Raw genomic sequence first — 15,237 nt, 5'->3', positions numbered from 1 at the left:
CGCATGGCCATAGGTCGCACGACACGCGCGGCTACCGCTGTTGCGGTCCTGGCAGGGTGCCTGCTCTGGGGCCCGGCAGCTGCCGGTGCCGAACCCGGCGGCGGAAACGCCGGCGGTGGGAACGGCGGCCCGCAAGTACATGCGCCGCGCCAGCCCGCTCCCGATGCCGGGCGTGGTAACGGTGCGGATGCCGACCGGTCCGGACCCGGTGGGCGGCCGCACGGTGCCGGTGCCGCGCCGGGGCAGCGAACCTCTTCCGGGCCGGGCTCGCCCGAGATCGGCCGGCCCGGTTCCTCGCTGGCCGAGCAGCCGAACCCGCCGCAGCCCGCGGCGCCGCGCCCGCAGACGGTGCCGGCCCAGGCTCCCGGGAGCGACCCGGCGGCCGACGACTGGCAACCGCTGCAGATCCCCGGACAACCGAACATCCCCGATGTACCCCGGAAGCCCGTGGCCGGTTCCGGCTCCGCCGGTGCCGGTTCCGCAGCCGCCGGTTCCGCGGCGGCGGGCTCTGCCGGTGCCGGTTCGGCTGCCGCGGGTTCCGCCGGCGCCGGCCTGGCGGGCGCCGGTTCCGCCGCCGTCGGTTCGGCCGGGCTGGGTGGTCTCGGTCTCCTGCTCGGCTCGGGTTCGGCAGGCGTTGCCGCACTGCTCGGCACCGGTTCCGCCGGGCTGGGGGTGCTGGGCGCGACCGGTTCGGCCGCGGTGGGCTCGGCGGCCGCCGGTTCGGCTGCGGTCGGTTCGGCCGGTGCCGGTACCGGTTCGGCCGCGGTGGGCTCGGCCGGGGTCGGATCTGCCGCGGTGGGGTCGGCCGGTGTCGGCTCGGCGGGCGTCGGTTCGGCCGCCGTCGGTTCGGCTGCGGTCGGTTCCGCCAGCCCGTTGCTGCTGTTGCTGATCCCCCTGCCAGCCGCGCCGCCGGCTCCCGCGGTGCCCGCGCCGCCGGTGGCGATCCCGCCGGTCCCGGCGGCACCCGGGGTTCCGGCCGCTCCGGTGGTCGCCCCGGCTCCGGCCGCAGCGCCCGCAGCGCCGCCGGCTCCCGCGGTGCCCGCGCCGCCACCGGCGCCCGCTCCCGCCCCCGACCCTGCGCCGTCGGCGCAGGCTCAGCCCGAGGTCCGGCCGACCAGTGACAACAGCGGTCTGCCGCCGACGAAGGTGCTGTCGGTGATCGGCGGCCTGATCGCGCTCACCCTGGCCGGCACCGGTTCCGGTGTCGTCGGGTTCCAGAGCGCAGCCGCCGCACAGGCACGGGTCGACGCGGCCCGGGCACAGTTCTTCGGACCGAGGGCGTAGGGGGAGCCGAGATGAGCCAGAGCAAGACGCAGAGCACCTCGCGTTCCTACCGGCGGGTGGCCGCCGCAGTGGACGCGGTGTGCGCGGTGGCCGCCGATTTCGACGCGACCACACTCGATGACGTGGTGGCGGCCGTCGCCGAGGAACGCGATCGCGCCATCGAGGTGACCAGCGCCCAACTGGGCCCCGGCGTATGCGGCCAGCGCCGGTTCTACCCGGACCGCGACATCATCGTGCTGGCCGACGCCCTGCCCAGCCGCGACCACACCCTCGCCCACGAACTGGGGCATATCGTCTTCGACCACGAGGGCGCGCCCGCCCCCGAGGTGACCCTGGAGGCCAGCGACGACCTGATCGCCTACATGCTCAGTCAGCGCGCCCATCAGCAGATCGTCGACGACGGCGCCGACGAACTGGCCGAATGGGAGGCGGAGACCTTCGCGGCGATGCTGATGACCCGGCTGCGGGTCCTGAACAACCGGGGCGCAGGCGTCTCGGTCCTTCGATTCGATGAGGCTCTCGGATGACACTTTGGTTGACAGCCCTGTTCGTCTGGGTTGCGGCCGGTGCGCGGGTGGGGCGCGTGCTGGTCAAGCCGGCGACGACCGCTCGGGTGGCCATCGTGGTCGCGGTGGCCGCCGTGGCGCTCGCCGTGACCGTGGCCATTCCGGAGATGGCCGTGGCGGTCGACAATCTGGTGCCGGGCGGGGTGCACGCCGGCTGGCTGTCCACCGGGGTGGTGATCTCGGCCTGGATCCTGTTCACCACGGCGACCTCGGTGGTCGCCTCGGCGGCCTGGCCGGTGGTGTCCCGTCGCAACCTGCGGCAGATCGCGATGGTGATCTACGGCGTCGGGGCATTCGCCGTCGCGCTCACCCTGGCCTGGTCGTTCACCTTCGGCTGGATCGTGATCGCGGCCGGTTCGGTGTTCATCGTCACGACCGGGCTGCGCAATCTGGATTGGACCACGCTGGGCCGCGGCATCGCCATCTACACCACCGGTACCGCGCTGGTGGCCGTGCTCGCCGTCGCGAATGCCGGGCGGGCCTTCCAGGACGCCGAACCGACCCCGCCGGGGGAGCCGCTGTGGGCCTGGCCGGCCTGGGAGATCGCGGCCCTGTTGATCGCCTTGGGCGCGGTGTGGATCGTGGTCGAACTGTGGCTGCGTGCGCGTTCGCTGCTGCGCCGGATCCGGCCACTGCACCGGCTGCTGGTCGGCCGGTTCCCGGAGGTGGTCGCGCACGAGCAGACCAGCACGGCGACCCAGCTGAAGGCCTCCGATCATGTCGCCCAGGTGATGGACGCGATGTACCTGCAGTCCGGTGGCGGTGTGGTGGTCGCGGCGGCCGGTGATCCGCCGGTGTCGGTGACCGAACGCGCGGCAGTGGTGGCCGAATGGGTGGCCGAGCCGCTGGGCGAGATCATCGTCGACGCGCGCTGGATCGCGCCGCCGACCGGGGTGAGCCCGCGGGGCTGGGTGCTGGCCGTCGCACAGGCCTACGACCGGGTGGCGGCATCGGGGGCCGGTGCGGCGAACGATATGGCCGGACGCACCTGAAAACGGCACGGCCCCAGTAGAACAGCAAAGAACCGGGTGTGTGGAACCACACACCCGGTTCACGTATCGGGCCCGGTCCGAGCCACGTATCCGAGGAGTGCGACGGGCTGGGAGCGGTGGCCTCCGGCCCGTCGCGAGCCCTGCCCTACTCGGTGCCGTCCGGTGGCACTTCCGGAAGCCCTTCGCTGGCCCGCAACTTCTCCGCCATGGAGGTCAGCAGGTTCTGCGATTCTTCGGAGAGGTCGAACGCCCGGCTCGACAGCCGCCGCAGGCCGTAACCCTGCAGCTGCGCCAGCAGCTCGAGATCGTGATCGATCTTGGCCGCGTAGATGTCGTTGAAGAAGTAGTCGGGCTTGACCTTGAAGAACTTCGCCAGAGCAGCAACCGTCTCGTCGGACGGGTTGGTCCGCTGCCCCGACCGTAACTGCGAGAGGTACGGCTTCGAGATCGGATGCCCGGATGCGGTCAGTGCTGCCGCCACCTCTGCGTTGGTGTGCGGCTTGCGCCCCGGGGGATGCACGGTTTCGAACAGCTTGTTGAGCCGCGCCGCGAAATCAGCCATTGTGAGCCGCCCAATTCCCTTCACTGAACTAACAGTCGTTATCTCGGATACGTATCATTGATATTAGCGGCTCAGTAACTGAAAACCTACGCCTGATCGGGGATTTCTCCGAGTTGATCGGCGTGGTGGCCGGTGAACCCGCAGCGGGTGGCGCGTTTGCGGGTCACCCCAAGGACTCTTGCGGAGCCCGGTGGGCCCGGAGTTCTGCCCCGTAGCGCGGGTCTTGCCGCACCTCCCCATGATAACCGCAAGTTTGCTGACGCCTCATGGGGTGCTCGGGTCCCGGATTGTGTGGCGTGCGACACGTTCTGGCGGTCCTGGGATGAATGTTCAACCTCCGGACCGCAATTGGCCGGAGGTCGAACCGGGGCGTTCAGTGGGGTTACAGACGTTCGATGATGGTGCCGGTGGACAGGGCGCCACCTGCGCACATCAACACCATGGCGGTGCCGGCGCCGGTCCGCTCCAGCTCGTGCAGGGCGGTGGTGATCAGCCGTGCACCTGTCGATCCGACCGGATGGCCGAGTGCGATCGCGCCGCCGTTGACATTTACCCGGTCCATGTCCGGCTTATGTACGTCGGCCCACGAAAGTACAACCGAGGCGAACGCCTCATTGATCTCGAAGAGGTCGATATCGGAAATTTTCATGCCGGAGCGCTCCAGCAGCCGGGTGCAGGCCTGTACCGGGCCGTCGAGGTGGTACTCCGGCTCCGCGCCGACCAGGACCTGGGTTCGGATCCGTGCCCGCGGCCGCAGACCTGCGCGCTCGGCGGCGGATTCGTCCATCAGCAGAACCGCGGCCGAGCCGTCGGAGATCTGCGACGAGGTGCCGGCGGTGTGGACGCCGTCTTCGAGTACCGGCTTCAGTCCGGCGAGGGCCTCCCGGCTCGTTGCGCGCAGCCCTTGGTCGCGCCGGACTTCGGCCTTCTCTCCGGTGGGGTTGCCCTCGGCATCGAGTACCGGTGCGGCGACCGGCAGCACCTCCCGGTCGAACCGGCCCTCGGACCAGGCACGGGCGGCCAGTTCCTGTGACCGGACGCCGAATTCGTCGACATCGTCGCGGGTGATACCGCGTCGCTTGGCGATTCGCTCGGCGGCGCCGAACTGGTTCGGCATATCGATGCTCCACGACTCCGGGCGGCGCGGCCCGGCCTCGGTGCCCACATTGGCACCCAGTGGCACGCGGCTCATCGCCTCGATGCCGCAGGACATGCCGGTGTCGATCGCGCCGGTGGCGATCAGGCCGGCGATCAGGTGGGTGGCCTGCTGGGCGGAGCCGCACTGGGCGTCCACCGTGGTGCAGCCGACCTGCCAGGGCAGGCCGGCGTGCAGCCAGGCGGTGCGGGTGATGTTGTTGGACTGCTCGCCCGCCTGGGTGACACAGCCGCCGATGACCTGCTCGACCAGGCTGGGGTCCAGGCCCGCCCGGTCGAGCAGACCCTGCTGGGCCAGGCCCAGTAGTTCCGCAGCGTGCAGGCCGGAAAGCAGGCCGCGCCGCTTGCCGATCGGGGTGCGAACGGCCTCGACAATCACGGGTGTGCCCATGGATCTCTCCTAAAACTGCAACAAGTTCTTACTTTGCGTTGGCTGAGCAAAACCGCACGATCCTTCCGTGTCGGCCCGCCCTGTGCTTCAATGATTATAGAACGTGTTTCAGTTTGTCGAAGGAGAGATCCGGTGGTAGATACGCGCGGCGTCAGTGAGTCTGCAAGCGCTGGTCACGCACAGCCGAACCTGCCAGACGGGTTCGATGTAACCGACCCCGACCTCTACGGGGAGCGCGTCCCCCGCGAAGAGTTCGCGGAGTTGCGGCGTACCGCACCCATCTGGTGGAACCCGCAGCCGCGTGATGTCGGCGGGTTCGACGACGACGGGTTCTGGGTTGTGAGCCGCCCCGCCGACATCCGTGAGGTGTCCCGGCGCAGCGACGTGTTCTCCTCCTACGAGAACACCGCGATCCCTCGCTTCGCCGATGATATCGAGCGCGAGAACATCGAGTTGCAGCGCTTGGTCATGCTCAACGTCGACCCGCCCGAGCACACCAAGCTTCGCAAGATCGTGTCCAAGGGCTTCACCCCGCGCGCCATCAACGCCCTGCGCGCCGAACTTTCCGAACGGGCCCGCGACATCGTCCAGCGGGCGGCGGCCGAAGGATCCGGTGACTTCGTCACGCAGGTCGCATGTGAACTGCCGCTGCAGGCGATCGCGGAGCTGATCGGCGTGCCGCAGGAAGACCGGATGAAGGTGTTCCAGTGGTCGAACGAAATGACCGGCTACGACGATCCGGAGATCGACGTGGATCCGGTCGCCGCCTCCACCGAGATCCTCGGCTACGCCTGGCAGATGGCCGAGGCGCGTAAGCAGTGCCCGGCCGACGACCTGGTCACCACCCTGCTGCACGCGGACATCGATGGGGACCACCTCACCTCGGAGGAGTTCGGGTTCTTCATCATCATCCTGGCTGTGGCCGGCAACGAGACAACACGCAACGCCATCACCCACGGGATGCTGGCCTTCATGGAGAACCCCGACCAGTGGGAGCTGTTCAAGAAGGAACGCCCCGCTTCCGCAGTCGACGAGATTCTGCGGTGGGCTTCCCCGATCACCTCCTTCCAGCGCACCGCCCTGGAGGACACCGAGCTCAACGGTGTCCGGATCAAGAAGGGGCAGCGCGTCGTGATGCTGTACCGGGCGGCGAACTTCGACGAGGAAGCATTCCCGGACCCGTACAAGTTCGACATCATGCGCAAGGACAACCAGCACGTCACCTTCGGCGGCACCGGTGCGCACTACTGCCTCGGCGCCAATCTGGCCAAGGTGGAGATCGAGCTGATCTTCAACGCCATCGCCGACCACCTGCCCGACATCACCAAGCTCGGTGACCCCAAGCGGCTGCGCTCCGGCTGGCTCAACGGCATCAAGGAACTGCAGGTGGACTACAAGACCTGCCCCGTGGCGCACTGAGTCATCTGGCGTCGGCTCCGCCGCCGCGTGTTCGCGGCCCTGGGGGCCTCGAATCCGAGCACTCGAGACTCGAGCCTTCGGCTCATGCGCTTTCGAGTACTCGGGTGCGAGGCGGGCCGCGAACTCCTCGCTCCTCGGGGTCGCTCCGTACCTGGTTGCGCGGGACGCAACCGTGCGTTTGAGCTGGATGCCCTCCCGAGCCGAGTATCCCTCGCCGGCTGTCGGTGAGGGAGTTGTGGTGGCAGTGGCTACTCGGCCGATGCCGCCACTACAGCTCCCTCGGCTGCTCGAGGGGGTGGGGTGGGTATGGGAATCGCCCGGTCCGGGGTGGGCCGGGCGATTTCCGTGCGGGGTCAGGCGGGGTGGGCGGTGGCCATGGCTCGGTCGACTTCCCAGTACGCGCGTAGGGCGGCGATTTTGCCGGTGTCGTCGACGCGGTAGGTGAACACGCCTTCGGCGTCGATCACGTGCCCGCCCATGGTAGTGCGGATCAGGCCGGTGAAGGCCACCTCGTTGCCGCAGGCGAACGAATCGGTGAAGCGGAACTCGATCGAATCGGTGTTCGCGATCGCCATATCCCAGAACTTGCCGATCGCGTCGTGGCCGCGGTGGCCGGTGCCGTCCGGATCGAATCCGGACGGCCCGATCGGGTCCTCGACAATGCCGTCGGCGGCGAACAGTGCCAGCCAGGCCGGCTTGTCCTTGGCCCGGACGGCGGCCTGCGAGGCCCGGCCGGCGGCGCGGGCCGGGTGCTCGGTGGCAACGGTCTCGGTCATGCGTACTCCTGACCGTGGATGTACTTGTCGGCGAAGCGGCGCAGCGAATCCTGTTTGGCCACCAGGTCGCCGTCGAAGCCGATCCCGTCGGCCAGCCAGGGCACCACGATTGCATCGGTGACCCCGGCCTCGGCGAGTTCGGCGTAGCCGCTGCTGCCGTGCTTGTCCACACACACCGCCTGGATCTCGAACGGATCTGCGGTACGCCCGTATTCGACACGCAGCCGACGCAGTTCGGCGATGGTCTCGGTCAACTGGTCGTAGGTCATCATCGCCGAGGTCCAGCCGTCACCGACCCGTGCGGCGCGGCGCAGCGCGGCGGCCGTGTGGCCACCGATGTAGAACGGCACCGGTTCGGTCGGGGCGGGACTCATCTGCAGCCGGTCGAAATCGAAGAACTCGCCGTGGAATTCGACCATGCCACCACCGAGGACCAGCCGGATCACCTCGATCATCTCGTCGACCCGGGCGCCGCGGCGGGCATACGGCACCCCGCACCATTCGAATTCCTCAGGCGCCCAGCCGATCCCGACTCCGAATCCGAAACGGTTGCCGGACAGGTTGGCCACCGAGCCCACCTGCCGGGCCAGCAGCAGCGGATTCCGGGAACCGAGCTTGAGCACATTGGTGTAGAAGCGCAGCCGGGTGGTGGCCGCGGCCATGCTCGTCGCGCCGATCAAGGGGTCCACCCACGGGGTGTCCGGCCCCCAGAAGCGGCTGCCGTCGGCGGTGTAGGGATAGTCCGCGCCGGCGGATTCCATGTAGAACAGCGAATCGGGGAGTGCGATGGAGGCGAAGCCGCACTCCTCGGCCGTCCGGGCCAGTTCGGTGAGCTGGTCCAACGGGCTCAGGGCGATACCTACGGTGAATTTCACGACGGCTGCTCGCTTCCCACGACCCACATCGAGAAGTACTGGGACCCACCGCCGTAGGCGTGGCCCAGGGCCTTGCGGGCATCGGGCACCTGATAGTCGCCCGCCTTGCCCATCACCTGTTTGGCGGCTTCGGCGAACCGGATCATGCCGGAGGCGCCGATCGGGTTGGACGAGAGCACCCCGCCGGACGGGTTCACCGGCAACCGGCCGCCGATCTCGGTCTCACCGGCGTCGGTGAGTTTCCAGCCGGTACCGGGTGCGGTGAAGCCGAGATTCTCCAGCCACATCGGCTCGAACCAGGAGAACGGCACGTAGATCTCGGCGGCATCGATCTCCGACAGCGGGTCGGTGATTCCGGCGGCAGCCCACAGTGCGGCTGCCGCGTCCTGCCCGGCCTGCGGGTTCACCTGATCGCGGCCGGCGAAGGTGGTCGGCTCGGTGCGCATCGCGGTGCCGTGGATCCAGGCGACCGGTCCGTCGGTGGCCGCGGCGGCGGATTCGTCGCCGATGACCATGGCGCAGGCGCCGTCCGAGGACGGACAGGTCTCATCGAATCGGATCGGATCCCACAGCATCTGCGAGGCCAGGACCGAATCGAGGGTGATATCCGGCTGGTGCAGGTGGGCCAGCGGGTTCTTGGCGCCGTTGCGCCGGTCCTTCACCGCCACCATGGCGCCGATGTGTTCGGGTGCGTGCGAGCGGCGGATGTAGGAACGCACATGCGGGGCGAAGTAACCGCCCGCCCCGGCGCCGACCGGCATGGTGAACGGAACCGGGATCGACAGTGCCCACATGGCATTCGATTCGGACTGCTTCTCCCAGGCCATGGTCAGCACCCGCCGGTGCACACCGGCCTGCACCAGGTTGGCCGCGACATTCGCGGTGGAGCCGCCGACCGAGCCGGCGGTATGCACCCGCAGCAGCGGTTTGCCGGTGGCACCGAGGGCATCGGCGAGGAAGAGTTCGGGCATCATGACGCCCTCGAACAGATCGGGCGCCTTGCCGACGACGACGGCGTCGATATCGGCGATGGTCAGCCCGGCGTCCTCGAGGGCGCGATCGATGGCCTCACGGCACATGCCCGCCATGGACACATCCGTACGTTTCGCCACGTGACGGGTTTGGCCGGTGCCGAGCACCGCAGCATGTCCGGTCATTGTTTCGCGACCTCCGATTCCAGGACGGCAACCAGATTCTGTTGCAGCGCCGGGCCACTGGCGGCATGGGCGAGGGCTCGCCCGGCGGTGCCGGACATGACGGCCTGCGCGGCATTGCCGATCCGTTCCAGGCCGGCAGCGAACATCGGGTTGCCCGCGAGCGGGCCGCCGGACGGATTCACCGCGGTTCCGGCGGAAAGGCCGAGGGCCTCGGTGAGGATCAGCTGTTCGTGGGTGAACTGCGCATGCAGTTCGGCGATATCGAACCCACCGTTCCGGTCCCCGATGGCGGCTGCGGCGGCCGCGGTGGCCGACGGTGCCCGGGTCAGATCGCGGGCACCGAGAATCGGGGTGTCGACATTGTGTGCGATACCGGTGATCCAGGCCGGGCGCTCGCACAATTGCCGGGCGCGGTCGCCGGTGGCCAGTACCACCGCGGCGGCGCCGTCGGTCACCGGCGCGATATCGTGCGCGCGCAGCGGATCGGCGACATACGGTGCCTCGAGCAGAGTTTCGGGGGAGCCATCGGTACCGGCGGCAACGGCGGCCATATCCTGTTCGGTCCATCGCCCGGCCGCCAGGCCGGCACGGGCCTGCATACCGGCCACCGACACGGCATTCGGCCACAGCGGGGCGACCAGATAGGGGTCCAGTTGCCGGCTCAATACCCGGTGCAGGTCACCGGCCGAAGCCTTTCCGAAGCCGTACACCAGTGCCGTCTCGGCCTGCCCGGAGACCAGCTTCACCCAGGCCTCGTAGAGCGCCCAGGCGGCGTCCATCTCCACATGCGATTCGTTGATCGGTGGCACGGCGCCCAGCGCGTCGATGGCCGAGATGAACGAGAAGGCCCGGCCGGCCATGTAGTCCGAGGAGCCGGAGCACCAGAAGTCGATATCGGATTTGCTGATGCCGAGGCGTTCGTACAGGTCCTGCAGGCACGGCACCAACATCTCGACGCCGTTGGTGGTGCCCCAGGTTTCCGGGACATGCGGTGCGTGGGCGAATCCCACCACCGCAATTTCAGGTAGCGACATGCGAGCCTCTCACAGGTGATGTGCGTAGGACTCGTACTCGGCGTCGGGTTCGCCGGTAGGAGTGAAGTGGTCGATATTGCTCAGGGCGTGATCCCATTCGTCCTGCGGTTTCCACACGGCACGCACGCGCATCCCCATCCGGACCTCGCTCGCCTCGCAACCCAGTACCAGGTGCAGGAACGGGATGTCGGCGCCGTCGAGCAACACGTAGGCGGCGACATAGGGCGGCTGGATCTTCTGGCCGAGGAACGGGACGTTCACGATGCAGAAGGTGGTGACGGTGCCGTGGTCCGGCAGTTCGACGAGTTCGTCGGTCGGGGTGCCGTCGGTGGGGTTCGCGCCGCGCGGCGGGAAGTACACCTTGCCCTTGGCGTCGGAGCGGCCGCCGAGCAGTTTGCCCTCGGCGAGGCCGCGCAGGTAGGCGCTTTCCTGAACGGAGGCGGTGTGTTTGTAGGTGAGGTCGATCGGGGTGGTCAGCATGGTCACCGGCGCCGCGTCCGCCATGTCCGGTGCTGGTGGCGGGGCGTCGTCGGCATCTGCGGCCGGTGCGAAGCAGGCTATGTCGTGGATGGTGCCGGCCGGTTCTGCCGCCCAGCGCACCCGCACCCGCATCCCGGTCTGCATCCGATCCGCGGAACCGGCGTCGACAGCATGCATCAGGTCGGTATCGGCACCGTCGAGGCGGATCATCGCCCAGGCGAACGGGCGCTCGAGGGGCTGGCCGGGCTGCGGCTCGTCGACCCACGACCAAGTGGTCACGGTGCCTTCGGTGCCCACTTCGACCAGTTCGGTGAGCGGGTCGGCGGTGGCCGGATCGAACTCCGGCGGCGGCACGAACACCCGGCCGTCGCTGCCGCGCGCGCCGAGAATCTGCCTGCCCCGCAGCCCGGTCAGGAAGGCGCCGATGATCGGCCCGACGGAGCGGGTGTAGTCGAATCGCACCCGCAGGGGCGCGCTCAGAACTTCCGGTGAGGTATTCCCCTGGGTCACGATATCGAGTAGAACAGGTTCTACTTCTGCTGGCAAGACTCGACCGGACAGTTCGGCTGACGGCGATCGATGGAAAGGCGGCGAGATTCGATGAAGTTCGGTCTGCAACTCGGGTACTGGGGTGCGCAGCCGCCGGAGAACGCCGGCGAACTCGTGACGGCGGCCGAGGCGGCCGGGTTCGATGCGGTGTTCGCCGCCGAATCGTGGGGTTCGGATGCGTTCGGCCCGCTCGCCTGGTGGGGTTCGGCGACGGAACGGGTCCGGCTCGGTACCTCGGTGGCGCAACTGTCCGCCCGGACACCGGCGGCCACCGCAATGCATGCCCTCACCCTGGATCATCTCAGTGGCGGCCGGGCGATTCTCGGGCTCGGTGTCTCCGGTCCGCAGGTGGTGGAGGGGTGGTACGGGGTGCCGTTCGCGCAACCACTGCGCCGCACCCGCGAATACGTCGGGATTATTCGCCAGGTACTGGCCCGTGCGGCCCCCGTGGCCGCACCAGGTCCGCACTATCAGCTGCCCTACGCCGGTCCCGGTGCGACCGGCCTCGGGAAGCCGCTACGGCCGATCGTGCACCCGCTACGTGCGGATCTGCCGATCTGGCTGGGTGCCGAAGGTCCCAAGAATGTCGCCCTGACCGCGGAGATCGCCGACGGCTGGCTGGCGATCTTCTTCGCGCCCCGGCTCGCCGGGCAGTACCACGACTGGCTGGATGAGGGCTTCGCCCGGGCCGGTGCGCGCCGCCGCAAGGAGGACTTCGAGATCGCGGCGAGCGCGCAGGTGATCGTCACCGACGATCCGGCGGCCGAGCTGGCCCGGCTGCGCTGGGTGACCGCCCTCTACATCGGCGGCATGGGCGCGCCGGAGCTGAATTTCCATGCCCAGGTCTATCGGCGCATGGGCTACGGGGCCGAAGTGGACGAGATCGGCGCCCTGTTCCAGGCGGGAAAGAAGGCCGAAGCGGCGGCCGTGGTGCCGGACGAGTTGATCACCGACACCGCCATCGTCGGCGATGAAGCACACGTGCGGACGCGGCTGCGGGAATGGTCCGATGCCGGGGTGACGATGATGCTGGTGTCGGTCCCCGATGTCGATTCGATGAAGCGTCTCGCCCCGCTGGTTCGCGAGGAGAACGTGTTCTAGAGAAATGCGGGCGAAGGTGGAAGTGCGGGAGGACCGCTGTTGGGATGTCGTGCCCACTGGTCGGCTCGAGTACAGGTTCGTCGGGTCGCAGACTGTTCCCGCCGCGCTGCCGCAACACCGTGTCCGACGAGCGACGAGCCGGAGTCCACGGGCTGTTTGTCCGGTGCCGGCTCAGGCGGGTTCGCGCAACTCCGGTGCGAGCCCGAACAGCGGAAAGAGTCGGTCGGTGTCCAGGAAGAAGTTCAGGCCCGCGATGGTGGTGCCCTGCAGTTCCAGCACGGTGACCGACCAGGGTACCCAGACGCCGGGTTCGTCACTGGGCTTGTAATGCCCGAACGCCGGTGCTCCGTTCGCGCCGCTGAGCGGCACGAGGCGCGAATCCCGGCAGGCCCGGCCGGTGCCGAGCATGAACTCGGCGACGTGATCCGGCCCGGAGACCCACAGGTCGAACGGCGGCATGGATAGCGCGACATCCGCCTTGAGCAGTGCGGTCAGCGCGTCCATGTCGTAGGACTCGAATGCGGTGACGAAGTCGTCGACCAGGCGCCGCTGGTCGGCATTCGATTCGTCGAAATCGTCGACGCCGCCGGCCTGCACCTTGGCCAGGGTGGCGCGGGCTCGCTGCAGGGCACTGTTCACCGAGGCCGGTGAAGTCGCCAGTGCGTCGGCGGTCTCGGTGGCCGAGAAGCGGAGCACTTCGCGCATGATCAGAATGGCCCGCTGCTTGGCGGGCAGGTGCTGACAGGCCGCGACGAATGCCAGGCGCAGACTGTCGCGGGTGGCCGCATGCTCGGCCGGATCGGCGCCGAAGGCCAGCGCATTCGGAATCGGCTCGATCCAGACATAATCCGGGCGGGGATCCGGCATGGGAGTGCCCGGGGTGCCCGGTGCGGACAGATCCATCGGCCGGGCCCGGCTCTGCGGACGGTCCAGCATGTCCAGGCAGATATTGGTGGTGATCTTGTACAGCCAGGAGCGCACGCTGGCCCGGCCCTCGAAGGAATCGTAGGAGCGCCACGCCCGGGTGAACACCTCCTGTACCGCGTCCTCGGCTTCGAATGAGGAACCGAGCATCCGGTAGGCGTAGGCGCACAGTTCGCGGCGGTGCGATTCGAATTCGGCCAGCACCGCGGAATCGACGGCTGGGCGAGTGGCTGCCGTGGTATCGGTGCCGACTGTCTCGTTCATGGGAAAACCATGGCACAGCCGACCGACAAGAACCAGGCTTCCGGTGATCTACCTGCGAAGATCGGATGAATTCGGCGGCGGCGATGAGTTCTGTGTGGCCGTCCCGTCTACCTGTTCGAGACACCACGCAGGTTCCACGAAAGGACGAAAACCCATGAGCAGCAAGATGATCTTCGTCAATCTTCCCGTCGCCGACCTGGATCGGTCCAAGAATTTCTACCAGGCGCTGGGCTGGAAAGTGAACGACGATTTCACCGACGAGAACGCCGCCTGCATCGTGGTCGACGACAACATCTGCCTGATGTTGCTGGTAAAGGATTTCTTCACCACCTTCGCCAAGCGTCCGCTGGCCGACACCCGGGCATCGGTGCATGCCGCCTACGCCCTGTCGCTGGGCAGCGCCCAGGAGGTGGACGACCTCACCGAGGCGGCGCTGCGCGCCGGGGCGACCGAGGAGGTCAACGAGGACAAGCGCGCCCAGGAAGCCCAGGTCGGCATGCACGGCCGCACCTTCATCGACCCGGACGGCCACCAGTGGGAGCCCTTCTACATGAACTACAGTGCCTGATTTGCGCGGGCTCCGCCCGCGCGTGTTCCGGCCCTCTTCTGCCTCGCGAATCGGCACTCGAGACTCGAGCCTGCGGCTCATGCGCTTTCGAGTACCGATTCGCGAGGCGGGCCGGAACGTCGCTCGTCAGGCTCGCTCCGTGCAGGGTGACAGGTGAGCTATCGCACCATTCATCTGTCAGGGGCGGATCGGGAGTCGAGCTCTACACCCGCACGATGCGGGGTTGCGTGAGTACGTAGCTCGCGGATCAGGGATCGGGGCCCAGGAGTTGGTCGCGGGCTACGGCGTCGTCAGGCCCCGGTGAAGTTGGGCTTGCGCTTCTCGGCGAAGGCGCGCGGACCTTCCTTTGCGTCGGCGGATTTGAAGACCTCGATGCCGATCTTCGCCTCGATGGGGAAGGCCTCGTTCTCCGGCATGGCCTCGGTCTCGCGCAGGGTGCGCAGCATCGCCTGGACGGCGAGGGGGCCGTTCTCCGCGATCCGCCCGGCCAGTTCCATGGCCTTGTCCAGGGCGGTTCCGTCGGGGACCACGTGACCGATGAGGCCGATCTCCTTGGCCTCGGGGGCGGTGATGTGCCGGCCGGTCAGCAGCAGGTCGGCGGCGACGGTGTACGGGATCTGGCGGGCCAGGCGCACGGCGGATCCACCCAGCGGGAACAGGCCCCAGCGGGCCTCGGAGACGCCGAATTTGGCGCTCTCCCCGGCGACGCGCAGATCCGTGCCCTGCAGGATCTCGGTGCCACCGGCGATCGCCGGCCCCTCCACCGCGGCGATCAGTGGCTTGGTCAGCCGCCGGCCCTTCAGTAGCGCCGGGAGGTGGGCGGGGTCCCAGCCGCCGCCCGAGGCGGTATCGCCGGGATGCTGCGAGCTCATCGCCTTCAGGTCCATGCCCGCGCAGAAGGCGCCACCGGCACCGGTCAGGATCGCGACCCGGATTTCCGGATCTTCGTCCACGCGGTCCCATGCATCCCGCATGATCGACATCATCTCCGCCGAGAGCGCATTGCGCGCTTCCGGCCGGTTCATGGTCACGACGAGGACGTGGTCGTGCTTGTCGACCAGACAGTCTGCCATCGCGGATCTCCTGACTCTTTCGAAACCTTGCTCGCGAAAACCTTGTCAGAAACAGTAACACGTTCTA

General features: G+C 68.4%; 15 protein-coding genes. 6 read left to right on the top strand and 9 right to left on the bottom strand.

Going from position 1 to position 15,237, the window contains the following annotated elements; genetic code table 11:
- Window positions 1–3 precede the first annotated feature (3 nt).
- The 3 genes from AC1HFH_RS24975 to AC1HFH_RS24965 are packed head-to-tail and all read left to right on the top strand — an operon-like array spanning window position 4 to window position 2,842.
- The gene (locus AC1HFH_RS24975; protein WP_480245221.1) at window positions 4–1,284 is read left to right on the top strand and encodes a hypothetical protein; all 1,281 of its coding nucleotides are present in this window, start codon (window positions 4–6) and stop codon (window positions 1,282–1,284) included.
- 11 nt (window positions 1,285–1,295) lie between these two features.
- Entirely contained in the window at window positions 1,296–1,811 is a 516-nt protein-coding gene (locus tag AC1HFH_RS24970) for an ImmA/IrrE family metallo-endopeptidase (protein WP_480245220.1), read from the top strand.
- Window positions 1,808–2,842, top strand: coding sequence for a hypothetical protein (locus AC1HFH_RS24965; protein ID WP_480245219.1), 1,035 nt, complete (start codon window positions 1,808–1,810; stop codon window positions 2,840–2,842). Before AC1HFH_RS24970 ends, AC1HFH_RS24965 begins: the two co-directional genes overlap by 4 nt.
- 145 nt (window positions 2,843–2,987) lie before the next feature.
- Here AC1HFH_RS24965 and AC1HFH_RS24960 read toward each other — a convergent pair whose 3' ends face one another.
- Together AC1HFH_RS24960 and AC1HFH_RS24955 are read right to left on the bottom strand one after the other, a co-directional pair.
- Window positions 2,988–3,404 (bottom strand): helix-turn-helix domain-containing protein, encoded by a 417-nt coding sequence (locus AC1HFH_RS24960; protein ID WP_033244044.1) that lies wholly within the window; start codon window positions 3,402–3,404, stop codon window positions 2,988–2,990.
- 382 nt (window positions 3,405–3,786) lie between these two features.
- Entirely contained in the window at window positions 3,787–4,950 is a 1,164-nt protein-coding gene (locus AC1HFH_RS24955) for a steroid 3-ketoacyl-CoA thiolase (RefSeq protein ID WP_480245218.1), read from the bottom strand.
- A 132-nt stretch (window positions 4,951–5,082) separates the two neighbouring features.
- Here AC1HFH_RS24955 and AC1HFH_RS24950 point away from each other — a divergent pair, with 132 nt between their 5' ends.
- On the top strand, window positions 5,083–6,369 hold the full coding sequence (locus AC1HFH_RS24950; RefSeq protein WP_480245217.1) for a cytochrome P450: 1,287 nt from the start codon (window positions 5,083–5,085) through the stop codon (window positions 6,367–6,369).
- Between the two features lie 353 nt (window positions 6,370–6,722).
- Here the strand turns inward: AC1HFH_RS24950 and AC1HFH_RS24945 are convergent, their stop codons facing one another.
- Genes AC1HFH_RS24945 through AC1HFH_RS24925 form a run of 5 tightly spaced genes read right to left on the bottom strand, consistent with a single transcriptional unit; the run spans window position 6,723 to window position 11,201 of the window.
- A complete protein-coding gene (locus tag AC1HFH_RS24945) occupies window positions 6,723–7,145 on the bottom strand; it encodes a nuclear transport factor 2 family protein (RefSeq protein ID WP_480245216.1) in 423 nt (140 codons plus the stop codon).
- A complete protein-coding gene (locus AC1HFH_RS24940) occupies window positions 7,142–8,020 on the bottom strand; it encodes a TIGR03619 family F420-dependent LLM class oxidoreductase (RefSeq protein WP_480245215.1) in 879 nt (292 codons plus the stop codon). The genes AC1HFH_RS24945 and AC1HFH_RS24940 overlap by 4 nt, the downstream gene beginning before the upstream one ends.
- A complete protein-coding gene (locus tag AC1HFH_RS24935) occupies window positions 8,017–9,177 on the bottom strand; it encodes a thiolase domain-containing protein (protein ID WP_480245214.1) in 1,161 nt (386 codons plus the stop codon). The genes AC1HFH_RS24940 and AC1HFH_RS24935 overlap by 4 nt, the downstream gene beginning before the upstream one ends.
- Window positions 9,174–10,211 (bottom strand): thiolase domain-containing protein, encoded by a 1,038-nt coding sequence (locus AC1HFH_RS24930; protein ID WP_480245213.1) that lies wholly within the window; start codon window positions 10,209–10,211, stop codon window positions 9,174–9,176. The genes AC1HFH_RS24935 and AC1HFH_RS24930 overlap by 4 nt, the downstream gene beginning before the upstream one ends.
- Window positions 10,212–10,220: 9 nt before the next feature.
- Window positions 10,221–11,201, bottom strand: a complete 981-nt coding sequence (locus AC1HFH_RS24925) for a Zn-ribbon domain-containing OB-fold protein (protein ID WP_480245212.1) — start codon at window positions 11,199–11,201, stop codon at window positions 10,221–10,223.
- A 90-nt stretch (window positions 11,202–11,291) separates the two neighbouring features.
- On the opposite strand from AC1HFH_RS24925, the gene AC1HFH_RS24920 reads away from it, so the two are divergent.
- The gene (locus tag AC1HFH_RS24920; protein ID WP_480245211.1) at window positions 11,292–12,341 is read left to right on the top strand and encodes an LLM class F420-dependent oxidoreductase; all 1,050 of its coding nucleotides are present in this window, start codon (window positions 11,292–11,294) and stop codon (window positions 12,339–12,341) included.
- Between the two features lie 171 nt (window positions 12,342–12,512).
- On the opposite strand, the gene AC1HFH_RS24915 is transcribed toward AC1HFH_RS24920, so the two are convergent.
- Complete coding sequence (locus tag AC1HFH_RS24915) at window positions 12,513–13,529, bottom strand: sigma-70 family RNA polymerase sigma factor (protein WP_480245210.1); 1,017 nt, start codon at window positions 13,527–13,529, stop codon at window positions 12,513–12,515.
- Between the two features lie 154 nt (window positions 13,530–13,683).
- Here AC1HFH_RS24915 and AC1HFH_RS24910 point away from each other — a divergent pair, with 154 nt between their 5' ends.
- A complete protein-coding gene (locus AC1HFH_RS24910) occupies window positions 13,684–14,097 on the top strand; it encodes a VOC family protein (protein WP_480245209.1) in 414 nt (137 codons plus the stop codon).
- 290 nt (window positions 14,098–14,387) lie between these two features.
- Here the strand turns inward: AC1HFH_RS24910 and AC1HFH_RS24905 are convergent, their stop codons facing one another.
- Entirely contained in the window at window positions 14,388–15,170 is a 783-nt protein-coding gene (locus AC1HFH_RS24905) for a crotonase/enoyl-CoA hydratase family protein (protein ID WP_480245208.1), read from the bottom strand.
- Between the last annotated feature and the right edge of the window lie 67 nt (window positions 15,171–15,237).

The organism is Nocardia sp. KT25-26 (assembly GCF_056627695.1).
Note: the sequence above shows the minus strand (reverse complement) of the source record. Positions and strands in the feature narration are given on the sequence as shown.

Bases quoted from the DNA above. Each gene is read 5' to 3' on its own strand.
- AC1HFH_RS24945 (WP_480245216.1), bottom strand. From the start codon at position 7,145: ATGACCGAGACCGTTGCCACCGAGCACCCGGCCCGCGCCGCCGGCCGG.
- AC1HFH_RS24910 (WP_480245209.1), top strand. From the start codon at position 13,684: ATGAGCAGCAAGATGATCTTCGTCAATCTTCCCGTCGCCGACCTGGAT.
- AC1HFH_RS24965 (WP_480245219.1), top strand. From the start codon at position 1,808: ATGACACTTTGGTTGACAGCCCTGTTCGTCTGGGTTGCGGCCGGTGCG.
- AC1HFH_RS24920 (WP_480245211.1), top strand. From the start codon at position 11,292: ATGAAGTTCGGTCTGCAACTCGGGTACTGGGGTGCGCAGCCGCCGGAG.
- AC1HFH_RS24955 (WP_480245218.1), bottom strand. From the start codon at position 4,950: ATGGGCACACCCGTGATTGTCGAGGCCGTTCGCACCCCGATCGGCAAG.
- AC1HFH_RS24975 (WP_480245221.1), top strand. From the start codon at position 4: ATGGCCATAGGTCGCACGACACGCGCGGCTACCGCTGTTGCGGTCCTG.
- AC1HFH_RS24915 (WP_480245210.1), bottom strand. From the start codon at position 13,529: ATGAACGAGACAGTCGGCACCGATACCACGGCAGCCACTCGCCCAGCC.
- AC1HFH_RS24960 (WP_033244044.1), bottom strand. From the start codon at position 3,404: ATGGCTGATTTCGCGGCGCGGCTCAACAAGCTGTTCGAAACCGTGCAT.
- AC1HFH_RS24905 (WP_480245208.1), bottom strand. From the start codon at position 15,170: ATGGCAGACTGTCTGGTCGACAAGCACGACCACGTCCTCGTCGTGACC.
- AC1HFH_RS24935 (WP_480245214.1), bottom strand. From the start codon at position 9,177: ATGACCGGACATGCTGCGGTGCTCGGCACCGGCCAAACCCGTCACGTG.
- AC1HFH_RS24970 (WP_480245220.1), top strand. From the start codon at position 1,296: ATGAGCCAGAGCAAGACGCAGAGCACCTCGCGTTCCTACCGGCGGGTG.
- AC1HFH_RS24930 (WP_480245213.1), bottom strand. From the start codon at position 10,211: ATGTCGCTACCTGAAATTGCGGTGGTGGGATTCGCCCACGCACCGCAT.